This window comes from Chryseobacterium sp. 2987 (genome assembly GCF_031456375.1).
Taxonomy (GTDB): Bacteria; Bacteroidota; Bacteroidia; order Flavobacteriales; family Weeksellaceae; genus Chryseobacterium; species Chryseobacterium vaccae.
In genome coordinates, this window is sequence record NZ_JAVDUN010000001.1 from 569464 (window position 1) to 594663 (window position 25200).

At 39.1% G+C, this 25200-nt stretch carries 17 protein-coding genes; 16 read left to right on the forward strand and 1 reads right to left on the reverse strand.

What is annotated here, in order from left to right; genetic code table 11:
• The first annotated feature begins 22 nt into the window (after nt 1-22).
• From J2Y40_RS02575 to J2Y40_RS02640, 14 genes are all read left to right on the forward strand, one after another.
• Nucleotides 23-2323, forward strand: a complete 2301-nt coding sequence (locus J2Y40_RS02575; protein WP_309996613.1) for a fibronectin type III domain-containing protein — start codon at nt 23-25, stop codon at nt 2321-2323.
• A 16-nt stretch (nt 2324-2339) separates the two neighbouring features.
• Nucleotides 2340-2465: a hypothetical protein gene (locus tag J2Y40_RS02580; RefSeq protein ID WP_262885772.1), complete on the forward strand. Its 126-nt coding sequence runs from the start codon at nt 2340-2342 to the stop codon at nt 2463-2465.
• Nucleotides 2466-2480: 15 nt separating this feature from the next.
• On the forward strand, nt 2481-4817 hold the full coding sequence (locus J2Y40_RS02585; protein WP_309996618.1) for a T9SS type B sorting domain-containing protein: 2337 nt from the start codon (nt 2481-2483) through the stop codon (nt 4815-4817).
• A gap of 34 nt (nt 4818-4851) precedes the next feature.
• Entirely contained in the window at nt 4852-7149 is a 2298-nt protein-coding gene (locus tag J2Y40_RS02590; protein WP_309996621.1) for a T9SS type B sorting domain-containing protein, read from the forward strand.
• Between the two features lie 102 nt (nt 7150-7251).
• Nucleotides 7252-10335, forward strand: coding sequence for a T9SS type B sorting domain-containing protein (locus tag J2Y40_RS02595; protein ID WP_309996623.1), 3084 nt, complete (start codon nt 7252-7254; stop codon nt 10333-10335).
• Nucleotides 10336-10549: 214 nt separating this feature from the next.
• Nucleotides 10550-11104 carry a hypothetical protein gene (locus tag J2Y40_RS02600; RefSeq protein WP_153393936.1) on the forward strand — a complete coding sequence of 185 codons (555 nt, stop codon included), beginning with the start codon at nt 10550-10552 and terminating at the stop codon, nt 11102-11104.
• A 19-nt stretch (nt 11105-11123) separates the two neighbouring features.
• A complete protein-coding gene (locus J2Y40_RS02605) occupies nt 11124-11444 on the forward strand; it encodes a hypothetical protein (RefSeq protein ID WP_153393934.1) in 321 nt (106 codons plus the stop codon).
• A gap of 322 nt (nt 11445-11766) precedes the next feature.
• Nucleotides 11767-12396 (forward strand): hypothetical protein, encoded by a 630-nt coding sequence (locus J2Y40_RS02610; protein ID WP_153393932.1) that lies wholly within the window; start codon nt 11767-11769, stop codon nt 12394-12396.
• 173 nt (nt 12397-12569) lie between these two features.
• Nucleotides 12570-12875 (forward strand): hypothetical protein, encoded by a 306-nt coding sequence (locus J2Y40_RS02615; protein ID WP_153393930.1) that lies wholly within the window; start codon nt 12570-12572, stop codon nt 12873-12875.
• Between the two features lie 212 nt (nt 12876-13087).
• Nucleotides 13088-17077: a hypothetical protein gene (locus J2Y40_RS02620; protein WP_309996628.1), complete on the forward strand. Its 3990-nt coding sequence runs from the start codon at nt 13088-13090 to the stop codon at nt 17075-17077.
• A 186-nt stretch (nt 17078-17263) separates the two neighbouring features.
• Nucleotides 17264-17806 (forward strand): hypothetical protein, encoded by a 543-nt coding sequence (locus J2Y40_RS02625; protein ID WP_153393926.1) that lies wholly within the window; start codon nt 17264-17266, stop codon nt 17804-17806.
• A gap of 410 nt (nt 17807-18216) precedes the next feature.
• The gene (locus J2Y40_RS02630; RefSeq protein ID WP_153393924.1) at nt 18217-19740 is read left to right on the forward strand and encodes a tetratricopeptide repeat protein; all 1524 of its coding nucleotides are present in this window, start codon (nt 18217-18219) and stop codon (nt 19738-19740) included.
• A gap of 162 nt (nt 19741-19902) precedes the next feature.
• Nucleotides 19903-20346: a transposase gene (locus tag J2Y40_RS02635; protein ID WP_153393922.1), complete on the forward strand. Its 444-nt coding sequence runs from the start codon at nt 19903-19905 to the stop codon at nt 20344-20346.
• 58 nt (nt 20347-20404) lie between these two features.
• Nucleotides 20405-20731: a helix-turn-helix domain-containing protein gene (locus J2Y40_RS02640; protein WP_153393920.1), complete on the forward strand. Its 327-nt coding sequence runs from the start codon at nt 20405-20407 to the stop codon at nt 20729-20731.
• 49 nt (nt 20732-20780) lie between these two features.
• Here the strand turns inward: J2Y40_RS02640 and J2Y40_RS02645 are convergent, their stop codons facing one another.
• Complete coding sequence (locus J2Y40_RS02645) at nt 20781-22373, reverse strand: AraC family transcriptional regulator (protein ID WP_153393919.1); 1593 nt, start codon at nt 22371-22373, stop codon at nt 20781-20783.
• A gap of 370 nt (nt 22374-22743) precedes the next feature.
• On the opposite strand from J2Y40_RS02645, the gene J2Y40_RS02650 reads away from it, so the two are divergent.
• Together J2Y40_RS02650 and J2Y40_RS02655 are read left to right on the forward strand one after the other, a co-directional pair.
• The gene (locus J2Y40_RS02650; protein ID WP_153393917.1) at nt 22744-23499 is read left to right on the forward strand and encodes an SDR family oxidoreductase; all 756 of its coding nucleotides are present in this window, start codon (nt 22744-22746) and stop codon (nt 23497-23499) included.
• A 1038-nt stretch (nt 23500-24537) separates the two neighbouring features.
• On the forward strand, nt 24538-25065 hold the full coding sequence (locus J2Y40_RS02655; RefSeq protein ID WP_153393913.1) for a hypothetical protein: 528 nt from the start codon (nt 24538-24540) through the stop codon (nt 25063-25065).
• Nucleotides 25066-25200 lie beyond the last annotated feature (135 nt).

Genomic DNA, 25200 nt, shown 5'->3' on the forward strand with positions numbered 1-25200 from the left:
TAACAACAAAACAAAATAAAACATGAGAAAACATTACCTGTTATTTTGGATGATTTTACTTCTTCCGTTTTTATCACTGAATGCACAGACCTATTGTATTCCTGTCAGTGGAGGAACAAACTCCACGTATTATCTGAAAAACGCTGTTTTTTCGGATCAGGGGGCATTATATTATGATGCAGCGGCTTACCAGGCTTATGTGGATAATTCCGCAAGTCATACAGTAACCTCATATCCAGGAAGTACGGTAAAGGTACATCTGGAATTTGCAGGAAACGGAACCAAAGCCCTTGTATGGGTAGACTGGAATGCGAATGGAGATTTTAATGATTTTTATGAAAATCCGATAGGAGTATCGGGCTACTCAACAGTTGATGATCAGTTTTTTGTTCCGCCAACGCTGGCACCGGGTATTTACAGGATAAGAGTACAGACGGGAACAACGCTTACTACTTCTCCTAATCCCTGTGGACCTAATGCTGGTAACAATGGCAACTTTGTAGATTTCAGCTTGAAAATTGAACCTGCAGCTCCAACCTGCTTTGTGCCTTCTTCTCTTACGTCAAATAATATAACAACGAGTACGGCTTCTATTTCGTGGACGGCTCCTTCCACGGCACCCGGAAATGGTTACGAATATTATTATACCTCTTCTGCAGCGGCTCCTGATGCTTCCGCTACAGCTTCGGGAGCAAGCTCAGCAACTTCTGCTTCTATCAGCGGATTAGATGCATTTACTACCTATTATTACTATGTAAGATCTGTTTGCAGTGCATCCAGTAAAAGTGCATGGTCTTTAAGAGGAACATTTAAAACGAAATGTAATCCGGTGACTTCTATGTTTCAGGATTTTGAAAGCGGAACCACTGGAACTCTTTACAATCTGGACTGCTGGGATAAGATTATTTTAGGAAATGGTACACAATCCATTAACAACACAGTGGGGGTGAACGGATCAAAAGGAATGTACCAATATGCAAATGGTGCTGCCAATACCGTTATTGCAGTGCTTCCGGCATTCAGTAATGTCAATGCGGGAACCCACTGGCTGAGGTTTAAAGCCAAGGTAAGCAGCGGAACCGGAACGCTGGATGTAGGTTACGTTACCAATGATACAGATGCATCGTCTTTTGTGAATATTCAGTCTGTTACCATGACCAATACAACGATGGATGGTTATGAATATTCGGTAGTCATTCCGAACACGGTGCCTGCCAATGCACGACTGGCTGTAAGACATGGAGGAGTACCCAACACCATCATATACTGGGATAATATGTATTGGGAACCCAAACCAACCTGCTTTACTCCGGGGAATATTGTTTTATCCAACGCGACCAGTTCAGGAGCGGATATCTCATGGACAGCTGCTGTACCTGCGCCTGCTTCAGGGTATGATATTTATTACAGTACAAGCAATATACCCCCAACGTCAACAACACCTCCCAATGTAACAGGAACAACTGCAAATTCTTATACCTTGCAGGGATTGAATTCTGCGACAACCTATTATATCTGGGTAAGGTCAAGATGCAGCAGTACAGATCAGAGTACCTGGTCAAATATTGCATCCGTACTTACGCTGTGTGCTCCGAAAACATCTCTTTTTGAAAACTTTGAAGCTTACAATAACGGATCAATTGCCAATGTGCCTTGTTGGGGAAGACTGACTACAGGAAGCGGGATTGTAAACGTTGATGCCTATAGTGGTGGTTATTCAGGGACTAAACAGGTTTTCCAGAGACCAGTTACAGGGTCTTCTATGGCCGTTTTACCTGAATTGAGCAATATTAATGCAGGAACACACTCATTAAAGTTCAGAGCGTATTGCAGTGCGGCTACCGGTAAAATGAAAATTGGTTATGTGACAAATCCAACGGACATTAACTCATTTGTACTTATTCAGGATGTAAATATTACCAATACCTCTTATACAGGAGCAAGCGAATATGTGGTAGCAGTTCCTAATACGGTTCCTACCAATGCAAAACTGGCCATATTCACCACCTTCGCCGACGGTGGAAACGTGATCTATTATTATGATGATGTATCCTGGGCACCTACTGTTGCTTTGGGTGTAAATGAAGTAACGGCAAAACATGATATTATTATCTATCCTAATCCGTTTACGGATGTCATTACAATTTCGGGAGAGATAAAGCTGAAGTCTGTAGTGGTGTATGATGCTTCAGGAAAAATGGTAAAAGAACTGAGATCTCCTGAGAAAACAATTTCATTACAAGAGCTTAATGCTGGGGTGTACATGATCAGATTAATCATGATGGATGGTACCTCCAAAACCATAAAAGCAGTCAAAAAATAAATATGTTGTCTCTGCCATGATTAGCAGCGAACTCATCCCGTTGCATTTCATGGCAGATTTTTATTCTGATGACCAGGACTTATTATTTATTCTGAAAGCGAATAAGGAGGATGATGAAAGCTATACCCCTTTTTTATTATAAAACAAAAGTATTTTAATGATCCCTAAAGAAATATTCTATCATACAAAGCAATGGTCAGCCTTTTCAAAGAAGCTTTTGTTTGGTTTTTTATTACTTCTCTTTGCCAGCAATGATCTTTTTTCGCAAAGAGATACCGAACATTGGTTTGCCCCTATGATGTCAAGGCTCAACCGTAATAATGACAGACAGGCTTTGTTCCTGTCTACAGACAGTACTGTTCCTTTCCCTGTTACCATTTACAATAACAATATAGCTATAGGAACGGTTACGATCAGTAAAGGAAATCCTCAGACATTTGATATTCCTATGGAACTGATGATTGCCGATTCTCAGACTGAACTTTTTAAGGCAACGACCAGAGGTCTTTATGTAAAAGGAGAGAAACCCTTTTTCTGTACATTCAGGTTCTCTGTAAAAGCACATGCTGAAATTCTGACTTCCAAAGGAAAAGCAGGAATCGGTAAAAAGTTTTATACAGCTTATGGGCCTATTACCATATCCTCATCAGTATATAACTTTTCCTGTGGCATTTTAGCTACCGAAGACAATACCACAGTAACGGTTTCGGGCTATAAACCTTCCGTTCAGTTTTCTAATGGAACCAACGGAACCAATACTCCCTCGATGACTTTTACATTAAATAAGGGACAGTCCTATATCTTAGATGGATTAGGAAATATACCCGGGAATCAGACTGGGTTTATCGGGGCTAAAATTGAAGCTACAAAACCCATAACAGTTACCAACGGGAATTTCAATGGGCAGATTGTTGGTTCAAATAACGGAGGTGATATCCTGATGGATCAGTCTATTCCTGTAGAACGTATTGGCGATGAATATGTACTGATGAAAGGAATGGCTCTCCTGGCAGAGAACACGGAAGGAGCTATAGTAGTGGCTACAGAAAACAATACCCGGGTTTTCTTAAATGATGAGACGACTCCTGTTGCCGTCCTGAATGAAGGTGAATCCTACAGAATAAATTCTACAGGATATATCAGCCAGAATTTCAGCGGGCATTATAATATGCGGATAAAAAGTACCAAAAAGATCTATGTTTATCAGCTGATGGCAGGAACAACCTCAAGGAGTGATATTACCCCAGGAGCCAACTACATTCCGCCACTGAGCTGTTTTCTTCCCAAGAAAATAGATGAAATCGGTATGGTTGATATTATGCCTTATTATACCACTTTCACTCCTGCGGTTAAACTGAATATTATTACAGAAGCAGGTGCTTCGGTATCTGTAAATGGAGTAACCTTATCGGGCACAGAAGGACCTTATCCCGTTACAGGAAATCCAAACTGGCAGACTTACTCCGTCAATAATGTGACAGGGAATATTACTGTACAGTCTACCAAAGCGGTAACCGCAGGAATAGCAGGAGGAGACGATGCAGTAGGGTACGGCGGTTATTTTGCGGGATTTTCTTCCATTCCTGTTATTGCCAAAAAGAATGGAAACTGTATTCCGGGAATGATCCTTGAAGTGGATGACAGCTATGCTTCTTACCAATGGAACTTCAATGGAGAACCTATTCCGGGAGCGACTACTAATACCTATTCTCCAACCAAAGCAGGAAATTATACCGTAACTGTATCCGTGGGTGGGAGCTGTCCTCCTGAAACCACTCCTGTATTTGAGGTGGTAATGCCTCCCCAGATTCCAACGCTGCTTACCGACAAGGTGATCTGCGTTAATGAGACAACAACATTAGATGGCGGTCCTGGATTTCAGTCGTATGAATGGAGTACAGGAGCTACCACACAATCCATCTCCAATGCCGGAATCGGGAATTACTGGGTGATTGTAGGATATAATGGCTGCTTCAGCAAGTATGAGGCGTCTGTAACACCCGCTTCTCAACCCGTAATCAAGAATATTGACCTAGATAATAAAAAAGCTACGCTTACTGTGATTGGAGGAAAGCCTCCTTACAGCTATTCCACGGATAATATCAACTGGCAGATTTCCAATGTGTTTACGAACCTTCCAAACGGACAGCATAAGTTTTACGTGAAAGATTCTTATAACTGTGATCCTGTTGCGGTAGAAATGACGGTCATCAATATCATCAATGCTATCACTCCGAACGGAGACAACATTAATGATATGGTTTCCTATTCAGAGCTCCGCTACAAGAAAGATCTGTCTTTTTCGGTGTATGACCGGTATGGGAATAATGTCTTTAAAGGGACAGCCTTCAACAACTATACATGGGACGGGAAATTCAGCAATAAGAAAATCCATTCTGGAACCTATTGGTACGAAATCTCATGGAAAGAATCCGATAAACAAAATACAGCTATTAAATATACAGGCTGGATTCTGGTGAAAAACAGAGAATAATCATTACAAAATAGTATTAACTGTAAAAAAGCATATGAAAAAGACAATATTATTTTTTATATTTTTCTTTTTTTCCTTTTCTGTGTGGGCACAAAGGGATACTGAACATTGGTTTGCTCCTATGAAGCAAAGTTATTTTACGGATACGAATAAACAGGCTTTGTTTTTATCAACAGATTCCACCGTTCCGTTTTCTGTAAGTATCTATAATAACAATATGCTCTTAGGAACAGTGACCATCAGTAAAGGAAATCCTGTTTCGTATGATGTTCCAAAAGATCTTATGATGACAGATGCTCAGTCAGGAGCATTCAGCACTACCACCAGAGGCCTTTATGTAAAAGGAGATAAACCGTTCTTCTGTACATTCAGATTTTCAGTGGATAAGCATGGAGAAATTCTGACCTCTAAAGGCAAAGCCGGAATCGGGACGAGGTTTTATACAGCGTACGCCCCATTATCGGTTACCAATGCAAGCTTTAACTTTACCTGTGGTGTGTTGGCTACTGAGGACAATACCACTGTGACGGTTTCCGGATACAAACCTTCCGTTCAGTTTTCCAATGGAACCAACGGAACTAATACTCCCTCGATGACTTTCACATTAAATAAGGGACAGTCATATATTATAGAAGGAGATGGAGATATAGCTGCTAATTTAACAGGTTTTATCGGAGCTAAAATAGTAGCCAATAAACCGGTTTCTGTAACCAATGGGAACTTTAACGGACAGCATACCTTGATTGGAAATGGAGCAGGAGGGCTTGATATTTACATGGATCAGTCTATCCCTGTAGAAAGATTAGGTGATGAGTATATCGTAATGAAGGGGATGGCACCGATTTCTTATGAGCTGGAAGGAGCCGTCGTTGTAGCTACAGAAAACAATACCCAGGTGTATGTAAATGATGAAACAACTCCAATTGCTACCCTGAATGAAGGACAGTTTTACCGTATCGGATCTACATCATTTATCAGTCAGAATTTTAGCGGACATTATAATATGCGGATCAGAAGTACCGGAAAAATCTATGTCTATCAGCTGATGTCCGGTGGTAATTCGGGAACATATTATAATACTGGCGGAGCCAATTATATTCCGCCGGTTAACTGTTTCCTTCCTAAAAAAATAGATGAAATAGGTCTTATCAATACATTGCCTTATTTCACGGATATTGACCCCAAAGTCAGGCTTAATATCATTACAGAATCCGGGGCAACGGTATCTGTGAACGGAACAATATTGTCTGGAGTTCAGGGACCCTATCCTGTTACAGGAAATTCAAACTGGCAGACCTATTCTCTAGAAAATGTGACAGGTAATATTACCGTACAGTCTACCAAAGCGGTGACTGCTGGTATTGCGGCAGGGCATGAGGCAGTGGGTTACGGTGGTTATTTCGCAGGATTTTCTTCCATTCCCGTTATTGCCAAAAAGAATGGAAACTGTATTCCGGGAATGATTCTGGAAGTGGATGACAGCTATGCTTCTTACCAATGGAACTTCAATGGAGATCCTATTCCGGGAGCGACTACTAATACCTATTCTCCGACTAAAGCAGGAAATTATACCGTGACAGTATCTGTGGGTGGGAACTGTCCTCCTAGGACAACCCCTGTATTTGAAGTGGTAATGCCTCCCCAGATTCCAACACTGATTACCGACAAGGTGATCTGCGTTAATGAGACAACAACATTAGATGCCGGACCTGGATTCCAGTCGTATGAATGGAGTACAGGAGCTACCACACAATCCATCTCCAATGCCGGAATCGGGAATTACTGGGTGATTGTAGGATATAATGGCTGCTTCAGCAAGTATGAAGCGTCTGTAACACCCGCTGCTCAACCCGTAATCAAGAATATTGACCTGGATAATAAAAAAGCTACGCTTACTGTGATTGGAGGAAAGCCTCCTTACAGCTATTCCACGGATAATGTCAACTGGCAGAGTTCCAATGTATTTAGGAACCTTCCAAACGGACAGCATAAGTTTTACGTGAAAGATTCTTATAACTGTGATCCTGTTGCGGTAGAAATGATGGTCATCAATATTATCAATGCCATTACTCCGAACGGAGACAACATTAATGATATGGTTTCATATTCAGAACTCCGGTACAAGAAAGATCTGTCTTTTTCGGTATATGACCGGTATGGGAATAATGTCTTTAAAGGGACAGCCTTCAACAACTATACATGGGACGGAAAATTCAGCAATAAGAAAATCCTTTCCGGAACCTATTGGTACGAAATCTCATGGAAAGAATCTGACAAACAAAATACAGCTATTAAATATACCGGCTGGATTCTGGTGAAAAACAGAGAATAGTCTCTGAAAAAAATATAATTAATAATCATCGCAATATCATCAGCAAAAGGTTGATTAAACGGCCGTTATGATTTGCTTAATTTAAAAATCTCCTTATAATTTATGAAAAGGGTCTTATTTATTTTTATGCTGCTATTCTCTCTTTCCATTCAGGCACAGAGAGATACGGATCATTGGTTTGCCCCTATGGCCGGAAGTCTTGTGAACGGAAGCCCCAAGCAGGCTTTATATTTATCTACAGACAGTACTGTTCCTTTTCCTGTTACCATTTACAATAATAACGCGGTAATAGGAACCGTTACGATCAGTAAAGGAAATCCTCAGACATTTGATGTTCCTCTCAATCTCATGTTAGGACAAAATCCGGCTGATGCCATGAGTGTAAAAACCAGAGGACTTTATCTTCACGGTGATCTTCCGTTTTTTGCCACCTACAGATTTTCAGAAATTAATCATGGTGAAATCTTGACGTCAAAAGGTAAAGCCGGAATCGGGACAAAATTTTATGCGGTGTATGCTCCGCTGACGAATAATACCAATACCCTGAATTTTACCTGTGGTGTTCTGGCTACTGAAGACAATACACAGGTTAAAGTTTCAGGATACAATATGACCACCTGGTTCATTAATAATTTCAACGGGCTTACACAACCTACGATCACCATTACCCTGAACAAAGGGCAATCTTACATATTTTCAGGATCTGCCACCAGACCCGGAAATAAGGACGGATTTATCGGGGCCAGAATAGAAGCTACAAAACCGGTTTCCGTAACCAATGGAAATTTCCGCGGCCAGTTCGGGCTTATTCCACCTTATAACGGAGAGGACATTATCATGGATCAGTCGGTTCCTGTGGAACGTCTTGGAAATGAATTTGTCCTGATCAAAGGAATGGGGAATCTTCTTCCTGAAATTGAAGGAGCTATTATTGTAGCCACCGAAAATGATACCAAAGTCTGGCTGAATGGTAATCCTACCCCTGTTGCCACATTAAACGAAGGGGGTTATTATCGTGTAAAAGCTTCCGGTTATGTGGTAAACGGACCTTCTCATCTCAATATGTATATCAAAACAAGTAAAAATGTGTATACCTATCAGCTTTTATCCGGTACTGCAGATAATGATGCTACGGAAGGATTTAATTATATCCCGCCTTTAAACTGTTTTTTACCTAAAATCATTGATGAAATCGGGAAAATAGACGAATTCCCTTATGGAGCTGTTTTTAATCCACCGCTTTTTGTAAAGCTTAATATTCTTACCCAGGCAGGAGCCAATGTAACCGTAAATGGTGTGGGAACTACTGCTGCACAGGGACCTTTTCCTGTGACAGGAACAACTGATTGGGTTTCCTATACCATTCCCAATATTGCAGGAAATGTCACGGTAAATTCCACTAAAGCAGTTACTGCCGGAATTGCCGGAGGAAGCGGAAACTTAGGTTACGGAGGTTATTTTGCAGGATTCAGTTCCGTTCCGGTAATCACTAAAGCTTCCGGGGATTGCGCCCCGGGAATTGTTTTACAGGCTGAAAGCGGCTTTACCCATTACCAGTGGAACCTTAACGGAAATCCTATTCCGGGAGCCAATGCCAATACTTTTAGCCCTACGCAAGGCGGAAACTATACAGTGTCTATCACTAATGAAAATTGTGTGTACACTACTTATCCATATAAAGTATATTCCTGTCTGGCAAACACGGTAAAACCGCTTAATGCCTGTGGTGCCGGAATGCCTACACAGATTACTCCAACATTCAGCAACTCAACACAGACCCCGGTTCCGGGAAGTGTACAGATTATAACGCCTCCTGCCAACGGTACTTTAACCATAGATCCTGCTACAGGTATCTTGACTTATACAGCCAATGCAGGAACAACAACAGATACCTTCACGTATAAATTCTGTGGAAATGATCCGGAATTTACAGATTGCGAACAGGTAAAAGTGAATGTTACCGTACAGCCTCTGGTTCTTACAGATACTACGGTAAGTGCATGTAATATTAACGGATCCGGGATTTTTGATCTTACTTCGGCTAATGTGGGCGGACCTGCTACAGCCATTAAAAAATATTACCCTACACTGGCAGACCTGAATGCAGGAACCGCAGAGATTATTCCGGCGAATGCCTATGCGGCTACATTACCTGCCACGGTTTATGTGAAAGTGACTACAGTAGAGGGATGTACGGCTAATGCAAAGATTACCCTTCAGTATTATCGTGGTCCGGATGTTATAGATGCGGTGCTTTCCGGGTGTTCTGTTCCCAATCAGCCAAGTCAGGGGACTTTTAACCTGACAACAGCAATTGTTACTTCTACCAATCCCGTTACGAAAAAATATTATCCGACCCTTAATGACGCGATTAACGGAACCAGCGAGATCACAACTCCCAATCCTTATATTTCTCCAAATGCAACAGTATACGTAAAGATCACCACAGTGAACGGTTGTTCTGATTATGCTAAAATAACCCTGAGCGTTATCCCGCCAAAACCATCAGCTCTTTTAGTGGATCAGTACATCTGTCCTCTGGCGCTTACCAAGTTAGATGCAGGACCTGGCTATACTTCCTATTTATGGAGTACGGGAGCTACTACACAAGCCATTCAGAATGTGCCGGTGGGAGATTATTGGGTAATTCTTACATCAGATGGCTGCCAGACGAAGCAGACGGTGAGAGTGGTTGCTGTTCCGAGCCCGAGAATTAAGCGGGTTGATGTTAAAAACAATACAGCAACCATTACAGTAGAAGGAGGAGAGCCACCTTATCTGTATTCCAGAGATGGAATTCTATGGCAGGATTCCAATGTATTTACCGATCTTCCACGGGGACGAAATACATTCTATGTAAAAGATTCATTCAACTGCGATCCGGTACAGATACAGATTACAGTACCTAATCTTGTGAACGCAATCACTCCGAACAGCGACGGAATTAATGATGATCTGGACTACAGTGAACTGAGCTACCTGAAAGATTTGAAATTCAATGTATTCAACAGATATGGACAGCTTATATTTTCTTCGGAAAAAAATAACAGCCTGAAATGGAATGGTACCATTGGCGGAACTCCCGTGAGCAGCGGAACCTACTGGTACGAAATCACCTGGACCGAACCGGAGACTAAGACCCCTGTAGCTTATTCGGGATGGATCCTTGTGAAAAATAGAAATTAGGAGTTTTTTATTAAAGGGGATTTTATTATTATATTAATGATGAAGGAGATGAATGAAGAAGAATGCTTTTGTTCGGGCAGTACAGATCTTGATTTGTGCTGCCCGTTTTTATTAGGAACAGGAAGTCTCATTTTTTTCCTCTCTTTTTTATAAATTGTAACACTTGAAAATAGTTCAGAGATCTGCTTTTCATCCACCTGTAACACCACTCATTATGAAATATAAAAACGTTTCGGTTATCTTTAAATTAAACTCATTGTACCTTTCTTTTTTGTATTTCCGGATGTTCTGGCTTTCAGACGGAACGGAGACTGAAGAACTTCTGCTTTATAAGTATATGTTGTATTCGGTTTTTATGGTGTATCCGTTATTTATTTTTTCAACGCTTATGTTTTCTAAAGAGGTGAAAGCAGGTTTTTTTCTGAAATTTTTTATATGGCTGATGATCCTTCTTGGGCCAGCACTCTTTTTCTATACCTTTGATCTGTATCAGCAGAAGGAACTTCTTTATGGATCTATACTTACGGTGATTCAGTGCCTGATCCAATCCAGAACCATAAAAGATGACGAAATGCTTTTCCGGGCTGCCGGAGTTTTTGCCGCAAAGCTGCTTCTGTGGTTCTTTGTTTTATTGCTGTCCATGATTTCATTGGTGTGGTATTCAGACAGGGATATTCTGACCAATATGCTGGCTGGGGGAATTTATTATTTTTGTGTTGCAATTCTCGATATTCTGATTGATAAATATAAATTCCTCTCAGAAAAATAACGGGATAAAATAAAAGTCTATGACCGTAAAAGAGTTTATCATCAAAGAAATTGACTCTGTGAATGCTTTCATTGCAGAAGGAAAAGATAAAGAAACCAATATTCAGTTGAAGAAAGACCTGTCAGAAACCCTGTATCTTCTTGATATTTTCGAAAAGTATCGGATTAAAAAAGAAACTGTTGAAACTGTTTTTGAACTCCCGGTTTCCAATACGGGATACTCAGATTACAGAATAATCAACGACTGTGAATTTGATGATCCGGACCAATGGCTTGAAGTAAGTATTTCCGGAGAGAAAATAAGATTGTCAGAAGGTGATCTTGTCATCAGAAAGAAATAAAGAAAGCAGCTTGGTTATGGTTACTCATGAAATGTTTTAGTTGATAATGTTCCCGCTATAGTATTGCAAATCAGAACCAGTCTTTTTCCAAAAAAAATAACAATCATTTATTTGATATTAATGAAAATTATTAATTTAAAAAGTGTTAAATCTGAAAATTTTATCATTTGAAAATTAGACTTACTGTTCAGGAAATAAAATAATGTTAATGTATTGTATTGATTTTTAATGACTTGAAATAAAATAGTGCAACGATGGTATAAGTGAAATGCCGGAAAACTAATCCTGTTTTTGTTCATTTGTATCACCGATTTGGCTAATTATGAAAAACACAAGTGATGAAAAAAGAACCCATGGGTTTCCACAGATTTTTGTGAGAACCCTGTTGTTCCTTTTGGTTCTGATTCCATACTTGAGTTTCGCAGGAGCTCATGCCAACGAGACAGTTATTCTTAATACTGATGACGAAGCTGATATTTCCGGATCTGAAGAAAAGAAAATTTCGAATATTTCTTCCAAAGCAAAAATATACCTCTCCGAAGGTACCGTCATTGTTAATATTGGTAGCCCTATAGAAGTTGTTTCTATAAAACCGGTTTCTCAGAAAAATAAAAAGCGTATTGAAAAGGCTTTGCCGGTTCCCGGAAAATCTCCGACCTCCCATAAAACGACATCAAAGAAAGAGATAAAACCAATTGTTTCCACAAAATATAAGTCCGGAATATCGTCTGAATTTCTTTTCAGCCCGGATAATACGTGGACAGGTTATATTCTGACCTCACAGAATAATAAGGTTAAATCTTTCGGTCTGAAAAGTTCTTTCAGTACCATTCTGTTTTTCTTTTCAGGTTTTTCCAGGGTTCTCTATCCCAATCACATGAATGAGACATTTAAGGATACCCTGAAATCCTATCATACAAGACCTCCGCCTGCTATTACTTCCTTCATATAATCTTCAGTTTCTTACTTCTGATAGTAAAGGGGCCTAATGAAGCCTCAATCTACGGAAGCAGGGATTATTATGCCCGAATTGTAATAATTCATCATCACCCTTTACCCTTGTCCTATTTTTTTTAAACACAAATAATACATACACTTTTTTTAACCCTTTTAAATTAAACACTTATGAAAAAAATGATTTTCGCAGGAGTGCTGTTTGCGGCACTTGGAACAACAGGAGTTTGTGCCAACAATTTCAACACATCAGCAAATGCAAAACCGGAAACAGAAATGTCTGTGAAGAGTTTTTACTATGTTACTACCTATTCAACGAGAAAAGAAGGAAGCTGTAATGTAAAGTATAAACATGTCACCAAATATTTCCTGGGGTTTGCGATCTACACAACAACAACTCTTGTATCCAAAGACTGTTCAGGTGATGGCGGAGGAAATACAGGAGGGAATACGGGAGGAACTCCATATAGATTCTAAATGATGAAAAGAGCACTGCTGCTCATGATGGGCAGCAGTTTTTTCTTTTTCAGGTGATCTAAAGTGTATAAGTTGCTTTTTGAACTCATTTCAAAGTAGATAATACAGTTTCTACAGCTATTCTTTACAAATTAAATTTCCAATAATTCTTATTTAACACAACAACCGGCAAACTTGTTCAGTAATGTATTGCCGTACTTAAAAATGAAAAAATGAAAAAATCACGATTTTTTAATCTTTTTGTTCCGATATTGCTGTTCTTTTCAGCATACCTTTCGGGGCAGAATATCACGCTATTGGGCAAAACTTCTGTTACCGCCAAAGGTAGTGGAGCTACAGGAAATCCGGTTGCCCTCAACTGGAATATTCCGGCAGGAAAAAATAGAGTAATGATTATTACCTATTGGTTTGAACGCGATCACAGGGCAGGAGCAGATGGAAGTAATTATCCATCCGGAAATTCAGGATTTGATTATATTCCTCCAACAATAGGCGGAGTTTCCATGGCAGGAAAAAATGCCACTCTGACTTACTTCAGAAATGATGCAGTGACGGCAACAGCAGCAAACGCCCATTTTTCAACGATTATGCATCGTTATGTTTTTACGGAAACACAGGGATTACCAACAGGAAGTACTGCCATAGCATTTCCTGATATCAATACTCCCAAAAATGCAGGAGATGAAGTTGCAGTTCATATTGAGGTTTACGGAAATGTAAGTGATGCTAATACTTATACGGCAACCGGAGGAAACTTTTGGGGCTCCGGAAATACAAATACCACAACCTATTCTTATTCAGGAATTCCCACAGCTACCCAGACAGGAAGAAGTAATTCTGATATCATGTATCTGGCTTTTGCAGGAATGACAAAAGATGAAACTTATACGGTATCTCCATCTTCATGGATTAATACAACTGATGTAAGTGTAACCAATACAGAGGGTAATGGCGGGTTTACAGCAACCAATGCACCGCAAAACGAACCGGATGGGATAAGATCATCTACGTGGTATTTCACAGGAAGTACAGCCGCTCCGTCAATGACCCTAACAAGGGCTTCCAATAACAGGATTGCCACCGTACGTCTCAATTTTTTATCACTCTTACCTCTTGCAAAGCCATCTGTAACCGGAACCGTTTACAAAGATACGGATGGATATACCAATATCAACGGTACAGTAACCAATGCCGGAGGATTATATGTAAATGCGGTAGGATCAGACGGAAGATTGGTGTACTCTGCATCAGTAAATACTTCTGGAGTATTTACGATTCCTGCAGGGTATGTTACTGAAGGAAGTACATATACTCTACAACTCAGTAAAAATACAGGAACAATAGGAGCGGTTGCTCCTCTTCAGGAACTTCCGGAAGGATGGCTGACAGTAGGAGAGGCCACTTCTTCTACCGGAAACGACGGAACACCGGACGGAAGGATTGTTCTTTCTGTAGGCTATAATGCAATCACCGGACTTCGTTATGGTATTAACGATGCTGCAGTGTGTTTTTCTTCTTCGTCCTATAGTAATTCAGGATGGAAAGCGGTTGTTTATGATGCTCCGGCAGGAATTGACGGCTGGACACAGGTTTCTGGTTCCAACAGTTTCCCGACATCAAGCTATGCACAGATCGCTACATTCGATTATAATGTAAATGCTAATACCAATAATGCTTTTACAGTTAATTTTCAGACTGGTACCATTGGTCTTACCCCTTCCAATCCACAGATTTCTAACTATGTGGGAACAAGGATTCCTTACAGTACTAATGAAGACTATGCTGTAATTTTCAATAAAACCATTAAAAGCGGTGAAGAAGGACTTTACAAATTTGACCTGACCTACGGTGATGATCATATTTTTATCTATAAAAATGGGGTAAAGATCAATCAGCAGAAGGATGCTTTCAATGTAGTGCCCGTGAATGATTTTGCTACTTTAAGACTGAATATTGGTGACGTGATATCTATTCTGATGGTTGAGGAGTGGGTGTATAATACAGCTGTGACTATGGCTGCAACACGTTTTACTGTTCCTCCGGTTCAGAATATCAGCAATATCTGCCCTGATAATTTTGTGAATCTGAATACCGCTTTTACAGGAACGGTTCCTTCAGGGGGAGCTCTGGTATGGTTTACCAACAGCAGCCATGCAGGAACTCCTTTGAACAGTGCTCAAGTACAATATGCGGGTGCCGGTACTTACTATGCATTTTATTATAATAGCAGTACGGGTTGTTACAGCCTTGCTTCCAATCCGGTAACAGTAACGATAAACAGTTGTCCGGTGGTGAATAATTGTATTACAGGGGATTGTAATTCCAATACATTCCTGAATACGTCTAATCCTGATACCATTGAATATGACAACTTTATTTCAGGTTTCCATTCAAGTACCATTAAAAAAGCAGACGGGACCTATATGATCTGGGGACAGAATGCACAGCCGGGGTCTGCAGGAGGAAATATCACTTCACCGCTTGCAATAAACCCTGTAAATGGGTTTAATTATACCGGGAAGATTTTGAAAACAACTATCGGAACAAAAGGCGTTTCCGGCAGTGATGCAGATCAATACGCTTTGTTGTCCGAAGATGGATTATATGTTTGGGGAGGTCCGAATGTACTGGTCAACAGTGCGGTTAAAAGTGACCGTATTTTCGGAAAGATTACCAATGCAACAGTTGGTAATGCCAATACTTACGGGCTTCCGTCAGGGGTCACTCCTACAGATGTCAAGATGCTTTTTGGTTCTTATGCTACATTAGCTATTACAACCTGTACAGGAGAAGCTTATGTTTTATCATGGACAGGAGCGAAAAACGGAGACGGTACCGATGATACTGGGGCAAATTCCAGCAGCTGGCACAGAGTCATGCTGAACTCTTCAACTACCCTTAACGGTGTCGTAGCCATGAGAGGAACAAGAACGGCAATGATGGCTTTAACCCGCAGTGGAAAGCTCTATACCTGGGGCTCCAAATCCTATTTAGGAAACGGAACCGATAAAGCAGATAGAGTATATGCAACAGAAATGACTTTACCATCAGGAGTGATTCCTAAAATGATTGGAATGACCCTGTATAAGAATACTCCAACAGATAATTCCTCTACTGTATTAGAAAATTCATACTACCTGCTAAGTACGGCAGGAAAGCTGTACAGCTTAGGGAATAACACCTACAAACAGCTGGGAACTTTTGATGCTGTTGAAAAGAAAAGCTGGGTCAGTGTAAAATCAACCAGTGCTTCTGTTGACCTGGCCAATGTAGCCTGGATAAGCCCTAATGAACATGACAATGCAGGATATGCAGCCAATCAGGCTCTTACGACAGATGGGAAACTTTGGTCGTGGGGATATAATGCAGGATCTATGTTAGGAGGCAGTACCAATAATGCTGCTATGGATCCTGTGTTAATGACTGGCGGACTAAGCAGCACAGATAAAATCCTTGCTGTGGAAACCGGAGGGCATACCAATATGGTTTTCAAAGCCTGCTCAAATACACTTGGATATATAGGGCATAGTGCAAACGGAAGTATGGGAATTGTTGACTCCAATAATTATGCAACTTTCCAGTTCAGCCAGACCCCGTCATTCAACAATTTATGCAGTATTGAACTTCCACCTGTCGCTCCTGTGGTCAGAAATCTGAAAATGTGTTCCGGAAACACAGCTACTCTTAATGACGCTTTGGAAGATGCTGTGCCAACAGGTTATTCAGTACAGTGGTGGACAACTCCTAACCGTACGGCGGGTACCCAGGTGACTAATCCTGCCGCTGCCGGGCCGGGTACTTATTATGCCTTTTATATTGCTGATGCAGGTACATGTACAGCCGTTACAGGATCTCCGGTAGTTGTGTCCTATTATACAGCATCTGATCCTGAATTCATCAACTGTATCTGTTTTAAAGATCCGATTATAGCAGGTAATGCACCGGATACCATGATAGGAATTACTTTACTTAAAAGAGCCGGAAGTTCAGATACAGATAACTGGCCTACGGTAAGAAAATCCGGGCATATTGCTCTGGAATCCAATACCCAGGGGCTGGTGATTACCCGGATTTCTAAAGCCAATTTAGGAATTATCAGTATTCCACAGGAAGGAATGATGGTTTACGATACCACAGATAAATGTCTGAAAATATATTCAGACGGGGCCTGGAAATGTTTCAGTACACCGGCTTGTCCGTAAAACCAGCTGAACTTTGAATAGATAGCAGTTAATTACAATAATCCGTCCGGATCTTTCTTATAGAGGGAATGTGTGTAACTTCTCCGGTAAGATGATGGTAAATGCATTGAAAAGAATTTTGCCCGGGTTTTTAATAGACTGATCAGCAGAGTATTCTTCGGTTGATTTAACATAAAAATGAAAACAATGAAAAAAATAATTATCACCTCTTTATTAATAGTTTCCCATCTCACTTTAGCCCAGGTGATCTTTGGGGATGAGACCGGAACGGCAGCCGATAAAACTTCTGTTCTTGTAGATTTTGCCGCTAATCAGAATAAAGGAATTATTCTCCCTTATACACGAACTCTTCCATCAGGAACCGGGTTGGTGGAAGGTACGATACTTGTTGATGCTTCCGATGCTGCTCAGGCAAAAGTAAAGTATTATAACGGAACCTGGCAGGATCTCAGTAGTGGAAACGGAGCAAATATCAATGCAGCTCTTGTGAAACAGCCAGCTGCTGTTACAGAAGATACGAAGAAAGGTGCCATTATTGGTGCAGCAACTTCCTCAGCCAATGGAGTTCTGATTCTCGAATCCTACAACAAAGCAATGGTTCTGCCTCAGGTGAACAGTACCGATGATGTGATCAATCCTGCAGCAGGAATGATGGTCTATATCAATAAGACAGGCTCTAAGCGTCTGGCCGTATTCAACGGAGCCAAATGGACATTTTGGAAACCCTGATTGCCATTCTTAAAACCATTTTGATTTCTATATCATGGAAATCAAAATGGTTTTTTCATCTTTAATTTACCGTCAAAAAACATAATTTTTCTAAATTCTCTTAGAAATAATGATCAAGTTGGCATGTGATCTTTTCTGTCTGAACTATTTTGATACCATTGAAACCAGTTGAAAGATATCTGGTGCTTTTTTATCAATATATGCCTGTGTCTGTGCTGATGTAGGGATGGGAGCAGAATTTTTTAACCGGACTGAAGATGAATGGTAAGATTTGTAATATAACATAATTGAATTATTTAACGTATTTAACGAAAAATAAATGCATATTTGTGGTTTTTAATTAAAAATTTCACTTTATTGCATTGTTATTGTTGTTTTTTTTAATCATTTATTAAATAAAGATTGAAATTATGATAGAAAAAAAGATATTCTATATATTTTTATTAATTCCCGTTCTTTTATTTTCCCAGACACCCCAAAAAAAAATTCCTGAAATTGAGCAGCTGCTGGATTCTTCCTATATCAAAACAATGGAATTTGATGTGCAGACCGGAATATTTTATGCTAAAAAAGCACTCGATATCAGCAAAAAGAAAAACTATTCAAGAGGTATTGCAATAGGGAATTTTCGTATTGGCCAGTGTTTAACAGAGCTTAATACCTATAAACAGGGGCTGGAATACCTGGATAAAGCCCAGCAGGAAAACAAAAATCTTAACGATACCAGTCTGAATTTTGAAATAAGAAGAGTACGTGCCCGTATTTACGCCTCTTCCAAGCTGTATACCAATGCGGTTGCAGAGAATAAGAAAGCACTTGCTATTATCCCGGAAATGAAAAGGTCCGAAGAAGATAAAAATTTAGCCAGAGCTTTAATTTATGAAAATCTGGCCAACACCTATGGTTTCATGAAAAAGCAGGATTCGGTGTATTTTTATCTGAATAGTGGCATGAAGGTGCTCAGAAAGCTGGATGTGAAGAAAAGCATGATCAGTATTATTAATAACTATACCAGACTGGCAGATTACTATCTGTCCATTGATAAAGCAGAGGAAGCGGAATACTTTCTGGTAAAAGCGGTGAACTTTGCTAAAGCAAACGGGTATCCTTTTCTTTCTTTTACCTTCAGAACATATGGCGATTTGATGCTGTATCATAAGAAAAACGATTCTGCCTTGTTTTACTATAACAAAGCTTTACAAATTTCTGAGCAAACCAAACTGAAAAGCGAACTTCCGGCGATCTACCTGAAAATAGCCAATGTGAGCCAGCTTCTGGGAAATACGGTTTCGGAAGAAAAATACAGACTGAAATCATTCGAGCTGACAGACAGCCTGAGATCTGAGGCACTGGCAGCCTCCAATATGGCTGTTAATTCAATTCTTTCAGATCAGCGGGAAGAATTTGTGAAGGAAAATAAAAAACATCAGTCCTATCTCATCATGATCATAAGCATTACCCTATTACTGTTTATTGGCTTATGGATGCTTTACAAGAAAAAGGCTAAAAAATTAAGCACCTATAAAAAGGTCTCAACCCAGAAAGAACAAATGCTTATTCAGCAGAAAGAAGAAATCGCAATGCGATATGAAGAAGACACCCGAAAGCTTGAACAGAAAGTAAATGAGTCTTTTGATGAGGTATTGTTTCTGGCCAAAAATAACAGCCCTGAATTTTTTACCCGCTTTCAGGAAGTTTATCCTGAAGTGATAAGGGCGCTGTTGGCAAGGGATTCTAAGCTCAGGGTTTCGGAACTGGCATTATGCGCCTATTTTTTCTTAGGATTTACAACAAAGGATGTTGCGTTATATACTTTCAAATCGATCAATACCGTGCGGAACAGAAGGCAGAATCTCCGTACGAAATTGCAAATTCCAGCTGATGAAGATCTTGAACTATGGTTTAAAAACCTTTCTAAAAATCAATTTCAATAAGAGAAAAGCTGTTTGGTCTTAGGAAATGATAATTGATTAAAATTAAATAATTGAATATCAGTTTGTTGCTTTAAAATAGAGCTTTGATAGTATATGATATTTTTTATTTTTTAAAAGGAATTGAGTTGTTTTATCCTCAGATTATTGTTTAAGATTACGGTTATGAATTATAAAAACATTCACATCGGACAGATGGTGAAGAAACGGGTTGCAGAAAACGGGATAGAAATGTCCCGGATCTGTAACTTCTTCAGATGCACAGAAAAGGAAATAAAAGAAATGTACCTGCAGAAAGATTTGAATACCCGGTTCCTTCTGAGGTGGAGCAAACTGCTGGAGTACGACTTTTTCAGATTATACAGCCAGCATTTGATTTTATATGCTCCTCCTGCAGCAGAGAACGCTGATAAAACCCCGGTAAAATCTGCTTTGCCTCAGTTCCGTAAAAATATTTATACCAAAGAGGTCATTAATTTTATCATAGAGCAGATTGAGATGGGAAAAATGACCAATAAACAGATTATGGAAAGGTACAGGATTCCAAGGACAACCTTAAGCAAATGGATCACCAAATATAAAGCTGAGCCGGAAAACCCAATTCATTGATCTTTTCAGATTGGGTACAGAGCTGCCATTAGAAATTAATTCATTTAAAAACACAAATATGGAGAAAAAAAAACCGGACTATAAACGTCTGTATTCGGATATTATTGATCAGAAATATCCCGAAAAGAAATTCGAATGCCGGAAAATATTGGAAAAAGGGGAACTATCTGTTTTGGATATTGTTAGCATCAACCGTAAAATCTTTGGTATCTCAGATGAAGAAACCCAGACTGCCAATCAAAAATATCGTTCCTATAAAAAATCCGACATTGTCCAGATTCTGGATTATCAGAAAAAGCACAACTTTAATAACAGCCAGCTTGCCCGCCATTTCAAAATGAGCCGGAATACAATTGCCAAATGGAGGAAACTGTTTGTGATCTAAAAAGCTGCCTTACAAAAGTAGGCAGCTCTATCATTATTTTCTCTTAAAATTATGATGGAACCCTAAGCTGTTCAACAAAATAGGAAGGCGTGAAACCTGTTTCATTCTTAAAGGCCGTTACAAAAACCCTTGGGGTTGTATAACCGCATTCTTCAGCGAGATAATTAATCTTATATTCACGGTAGATAGGATCCTCATATAGCTTTTTAGTGATGTAGCCGATTCTAAGTCCGTTAATATAGCCTGTGAAACTTTTATCCCTGTAGGTTTTTATAATTTCCGAAAGATACTTGGTATTGGTATTAAGATTATTGGCCATCCAGGTAAGGCTGAGATCTTTTCTGAGATACTTTTCAGACAGCTCAAATTTTTCAAGTCTGGCAAGCAGTATTTTTACCGTTTCATCTGTAATGCTGACAGAGGATTTAGCTTCTGCATTTTCTTTGATTTCTGCATGTTCTGCAGGAATAGCCTTTTGTTCACTGTTTATTTTGGTAATCTGGTCTTCATATTTTCTATGGGAGATCTCATTTTTTTTCCTCCAGTAATGCCATATAGACAATGCTAAAAGAAGAATGAAGCAGCCCGTAGATAAGAGCAGAATTCTGATAGTAGAGGTGTGCTCTTTATCTTTTTTTATTTCTGCAGCAGTGACAAGTCTGTCAAATTCTTTCCCGGCTTCCTTTTTAGCAACATCATTGAGGCTGTCGTTCAGTTTCGCATATAAAAGAGTATATTTTGCCTGCTCTGCAGAGTTTTTTAGCTCCTCATTAGAATCAGCGAGAAGCATATAAGCAAATAGTCTGTAACTTGGATTTTTCTTATACTGTTCCCGTTTTAAAACTTCATTAGCAAGGTCAATAGACTTTTTATAATCCTGTTTTTCTAAATAGAACCTTCCTGTACCACATAGTATAGGTAAATCAAGCTTTTCAAAAATATCAGGCTGTGTGGTTTTATAGTTATATGCTTTTAAATAGTATGGCACTGCCAGATCCAGACGCTGAGGTTGTACAACACCTAAATAAAAGTTACCAATATTGAGATTATTAAGTGCAATTTTTTCATATTTTTCAGACTTTAGTTTTTGATAGGTATCACTTATCTGTTGGAGCTCTTCCAGTTCTTTTTTTAAATAGTGAATAAGTGAATCTGATTTTTTATAGTCATAAAAAGATGAAAACCTATTGTACACGGTAGCCGTTAAAAAATGTCTTTCATTGGTATCCTCTACTTTATTGGCATATTTCAATGCATCGTTCATATTCTTAAACTCCTCTTTCTGTATCCCTATTGCTTTATTTACAAAAGATTTATAGATAAATAGCCTTGTGAGTAGCTCATTATTATTAACATCCAGCGCTTCTGTATCTTTAATCAATTCCAGCATTTTTTTGTAATCAGAGCGCCGGTAAAAAACATCCAGCATCTTGATTTTTCCTTCTCCAATTCCTTCTTTATAATTGATTTTCTTTGATAATTCAATAAGTTTATCAATTTGCCTGATGTCTTTATCATTAGTTTGGGAGGCAATTTTCTCATACAGAGCATTGATCTCTTGCTTTGTTGGAAGGCTGTTCTGGGCTGAAATAAGAAAAGGAAAAAAAGATAAAACGAGGATAAAACAGTAAAGTTTTGCCATGTTAGTTATTGTTTAAAACAAATGTAAAGAAGAATTTTATTTTAAAATTGCACATACCAACACAGGCAGTATGTATCTTTTCATAAAAATGCATTTTGATTGTATATTTGATTGATTATCAGTAATTATTTTTTGTAAAATAACTTTCAATACCGTGATACATTCGGAATTATTCCTAAGTTAATGTTGTGTGTTATCCTGCAGAAATCTAATATTGCGGGGCAACCAGTGATAAGAAATGTTTCGAGCAGATTCTGAAAATACGATGATGTACAAAATCTTCTCTCTTTGTTTGGGGAGAAGATTTCTTTTCTTGAGAAAATCATAAATAGCAAAATAAGCTAATATATAATTTAAAAAATCCAATAGTATGAAAACACACGATGTAAATGGAAAAGTAATCTTAGTGGCCGGAGGAGGCAAAAATCTTGGCGGCTTACTGTGCCGCAACCTTGCTGCAAAAGGAGCAAAACTGGTGATTCACTATAACAGCGAAAGCACAAGATCCGATGCCGAAAAAACACTCGCAGATGTACAGGCTTTAGGGGCAGAAGCTATTCTGGTACAGGGAGATCTTACGAAAGTAGAGAAGATCACTGAACTTTTTGATGCAGGAATTAAAAAGTTCGGAGGAATTGATATTGCCATCAACACGGTAGGAAAAGTCCTGAAAAAACCTTTTGCAGATACTACCGAAGCAGAATATGACAGCATGAGCGAAATCAACTCGAAAGTTGCCTATTTCTTCATTCAGGAAGCGGGTAAAAAGCTGAATAATGATGGAAAAATCTGTACCATCGTTACTTCTCTGCTGGCAGCTTATACAGGCTTATATTCAACGTATGCAGGAATGAAAGCCCCTGTGGAACATTTTACCAGAGCTGCTTCTAAAGAGTTTGGTGAGCGGGGTATTTCAGTAACAGCAGTTGCTCCCGGACCTATGGATACTCCTTTTTTCTATGGTCAGGAAAGTGATGATGCCGTAGCCTATCACAAATCTGCATCTGCACTTGGAGGATTAACGGATATTAAAGATATTGCTCCGTTAGTAGAATTCCTGGTTACAGACGGCTGGTGGATTACCGGGCAGACCATTTTTGCCAACGGAGGGTATACTACGAGGTAAGTCATGATCATTCAGACGATATAAATAATTTTTTTTTATTATCCTGTATTTCCGGCATTATAATTCTATGATATGGACTGAACATAGAATGCCGGAAACAGTACAGATGGTTGGGGTACTACTTTCCAGTACTCCAACTTTTTATTATAACTTTCAGAAATCACCAGGCGGATGACAGATTCCGGCTTTCAAATCTTCAATCTTCCGGATATCCGTTAATTTGTGCGAGGGTTGATCTGATGTACCTGCATGTAACTATGTCTCAGAGTGTAGGCCTGATTGATTCCCTCCATTTTCAGGAACTGTATATAAACCTGAATGTCCTTAGCTGGAATGATGTGATCGGACAGCATAAAAAAATAATTTTAATGACTATATCAACAGTCTCAGAATAGAGTATATCATCCGGCAACTTTATGAGAGTGTTATTTTTAGAGAATACAGCATCAGTTATTTGGCCGAAAAATCAGGATTTGCTTTAAGAGAGGTATTTACCAGTGACATTCAAAGAAGAGACCGGAATTTCTCCCTCCCATTTTATAAAAGAGCTAAAGAATTTCAAGAATCCCGTATGAAAGTAGAATGTGGTTTTTTTATTTTCAAAGCTTTGTGGTAAAGAAATTCATTGATTCTTCTGAATACCTGTCTGTTTTTTATATACTTAATTTCTTTTCATAATAGATTGGAGAATAATTACACCCGCAATGCTGACTTCTATTTTTCGATTTTTTTTAGCCGGATAAAAAAAACAGGCTTTTTCCATCAAAAAATACCCCCTTTTTTTAACGATTATGTAAAGTCAGGTATTCCTGACATAAACTTTATTTTATTATAATTGATTGATTATCAGTATTGCTTATTTGTATATTGAAGGAAAGAGACACGTAATTTTCTGAATTCTTCCTGCATTAACCTTGTGCACCTTTCTGTGTAATGATAATATTGCATTAAAGGTTAAAGGATTTAATTAATATAAAAGTTTTATTAAATTTTTTTAACGGGAAGACTAGGTCAATTATTAAACTAATCAAATACATAATGAAAAAAACACTACTGATTTTAACCGTACTTGCGGCCTGCACTATAGAAGCACAGGTAGCAATAGGAAAAGAAAATGTTACCAACACTTCGGTATCCCTCGAATTTTCCAATACAGAAAACAGGGGAATTATTCTCCCTTATGTTGAAAATAAAACCGGAATATCTGCCGAAGGAAGCTTAATTTATGATACCACAGATCATAAAGTGAAGTATCTTAAAAATGGTGGACAATGGGTGAATCTCAGCGAAGATGATGGCACAGCCGCAACCATCGGGACAGCCGATCTGAGCATACAGGGAACAGATAAAGTAGAAAAGTCCACTGCTAAAACGGGAATAGGAACTGTTTCTTCTACCAATGGAATTCTTGTTCTGGAAGCTTCAGATAAAGCGATGATCCTGCCCAAAGTAGCCAGCCCGCATCTGGCCATCATCAACCCGGCACCAGGGATGATGGTATATGATACCGTTAAAAAGCATCTTGCGGTATACAACGGAAAGGTATGGACATTCTGGAAACCATAAACCAAGTCAGGGAGGTCTGAAAAATTTTCAACCTTGCTCAAAATCTAAAGAAAAAACCAATTCTACTCATTTATAAATGTAATTACCTATGGTCAAGTAGGTATTAATACTAGATTATGTGAATTACAGATAAAT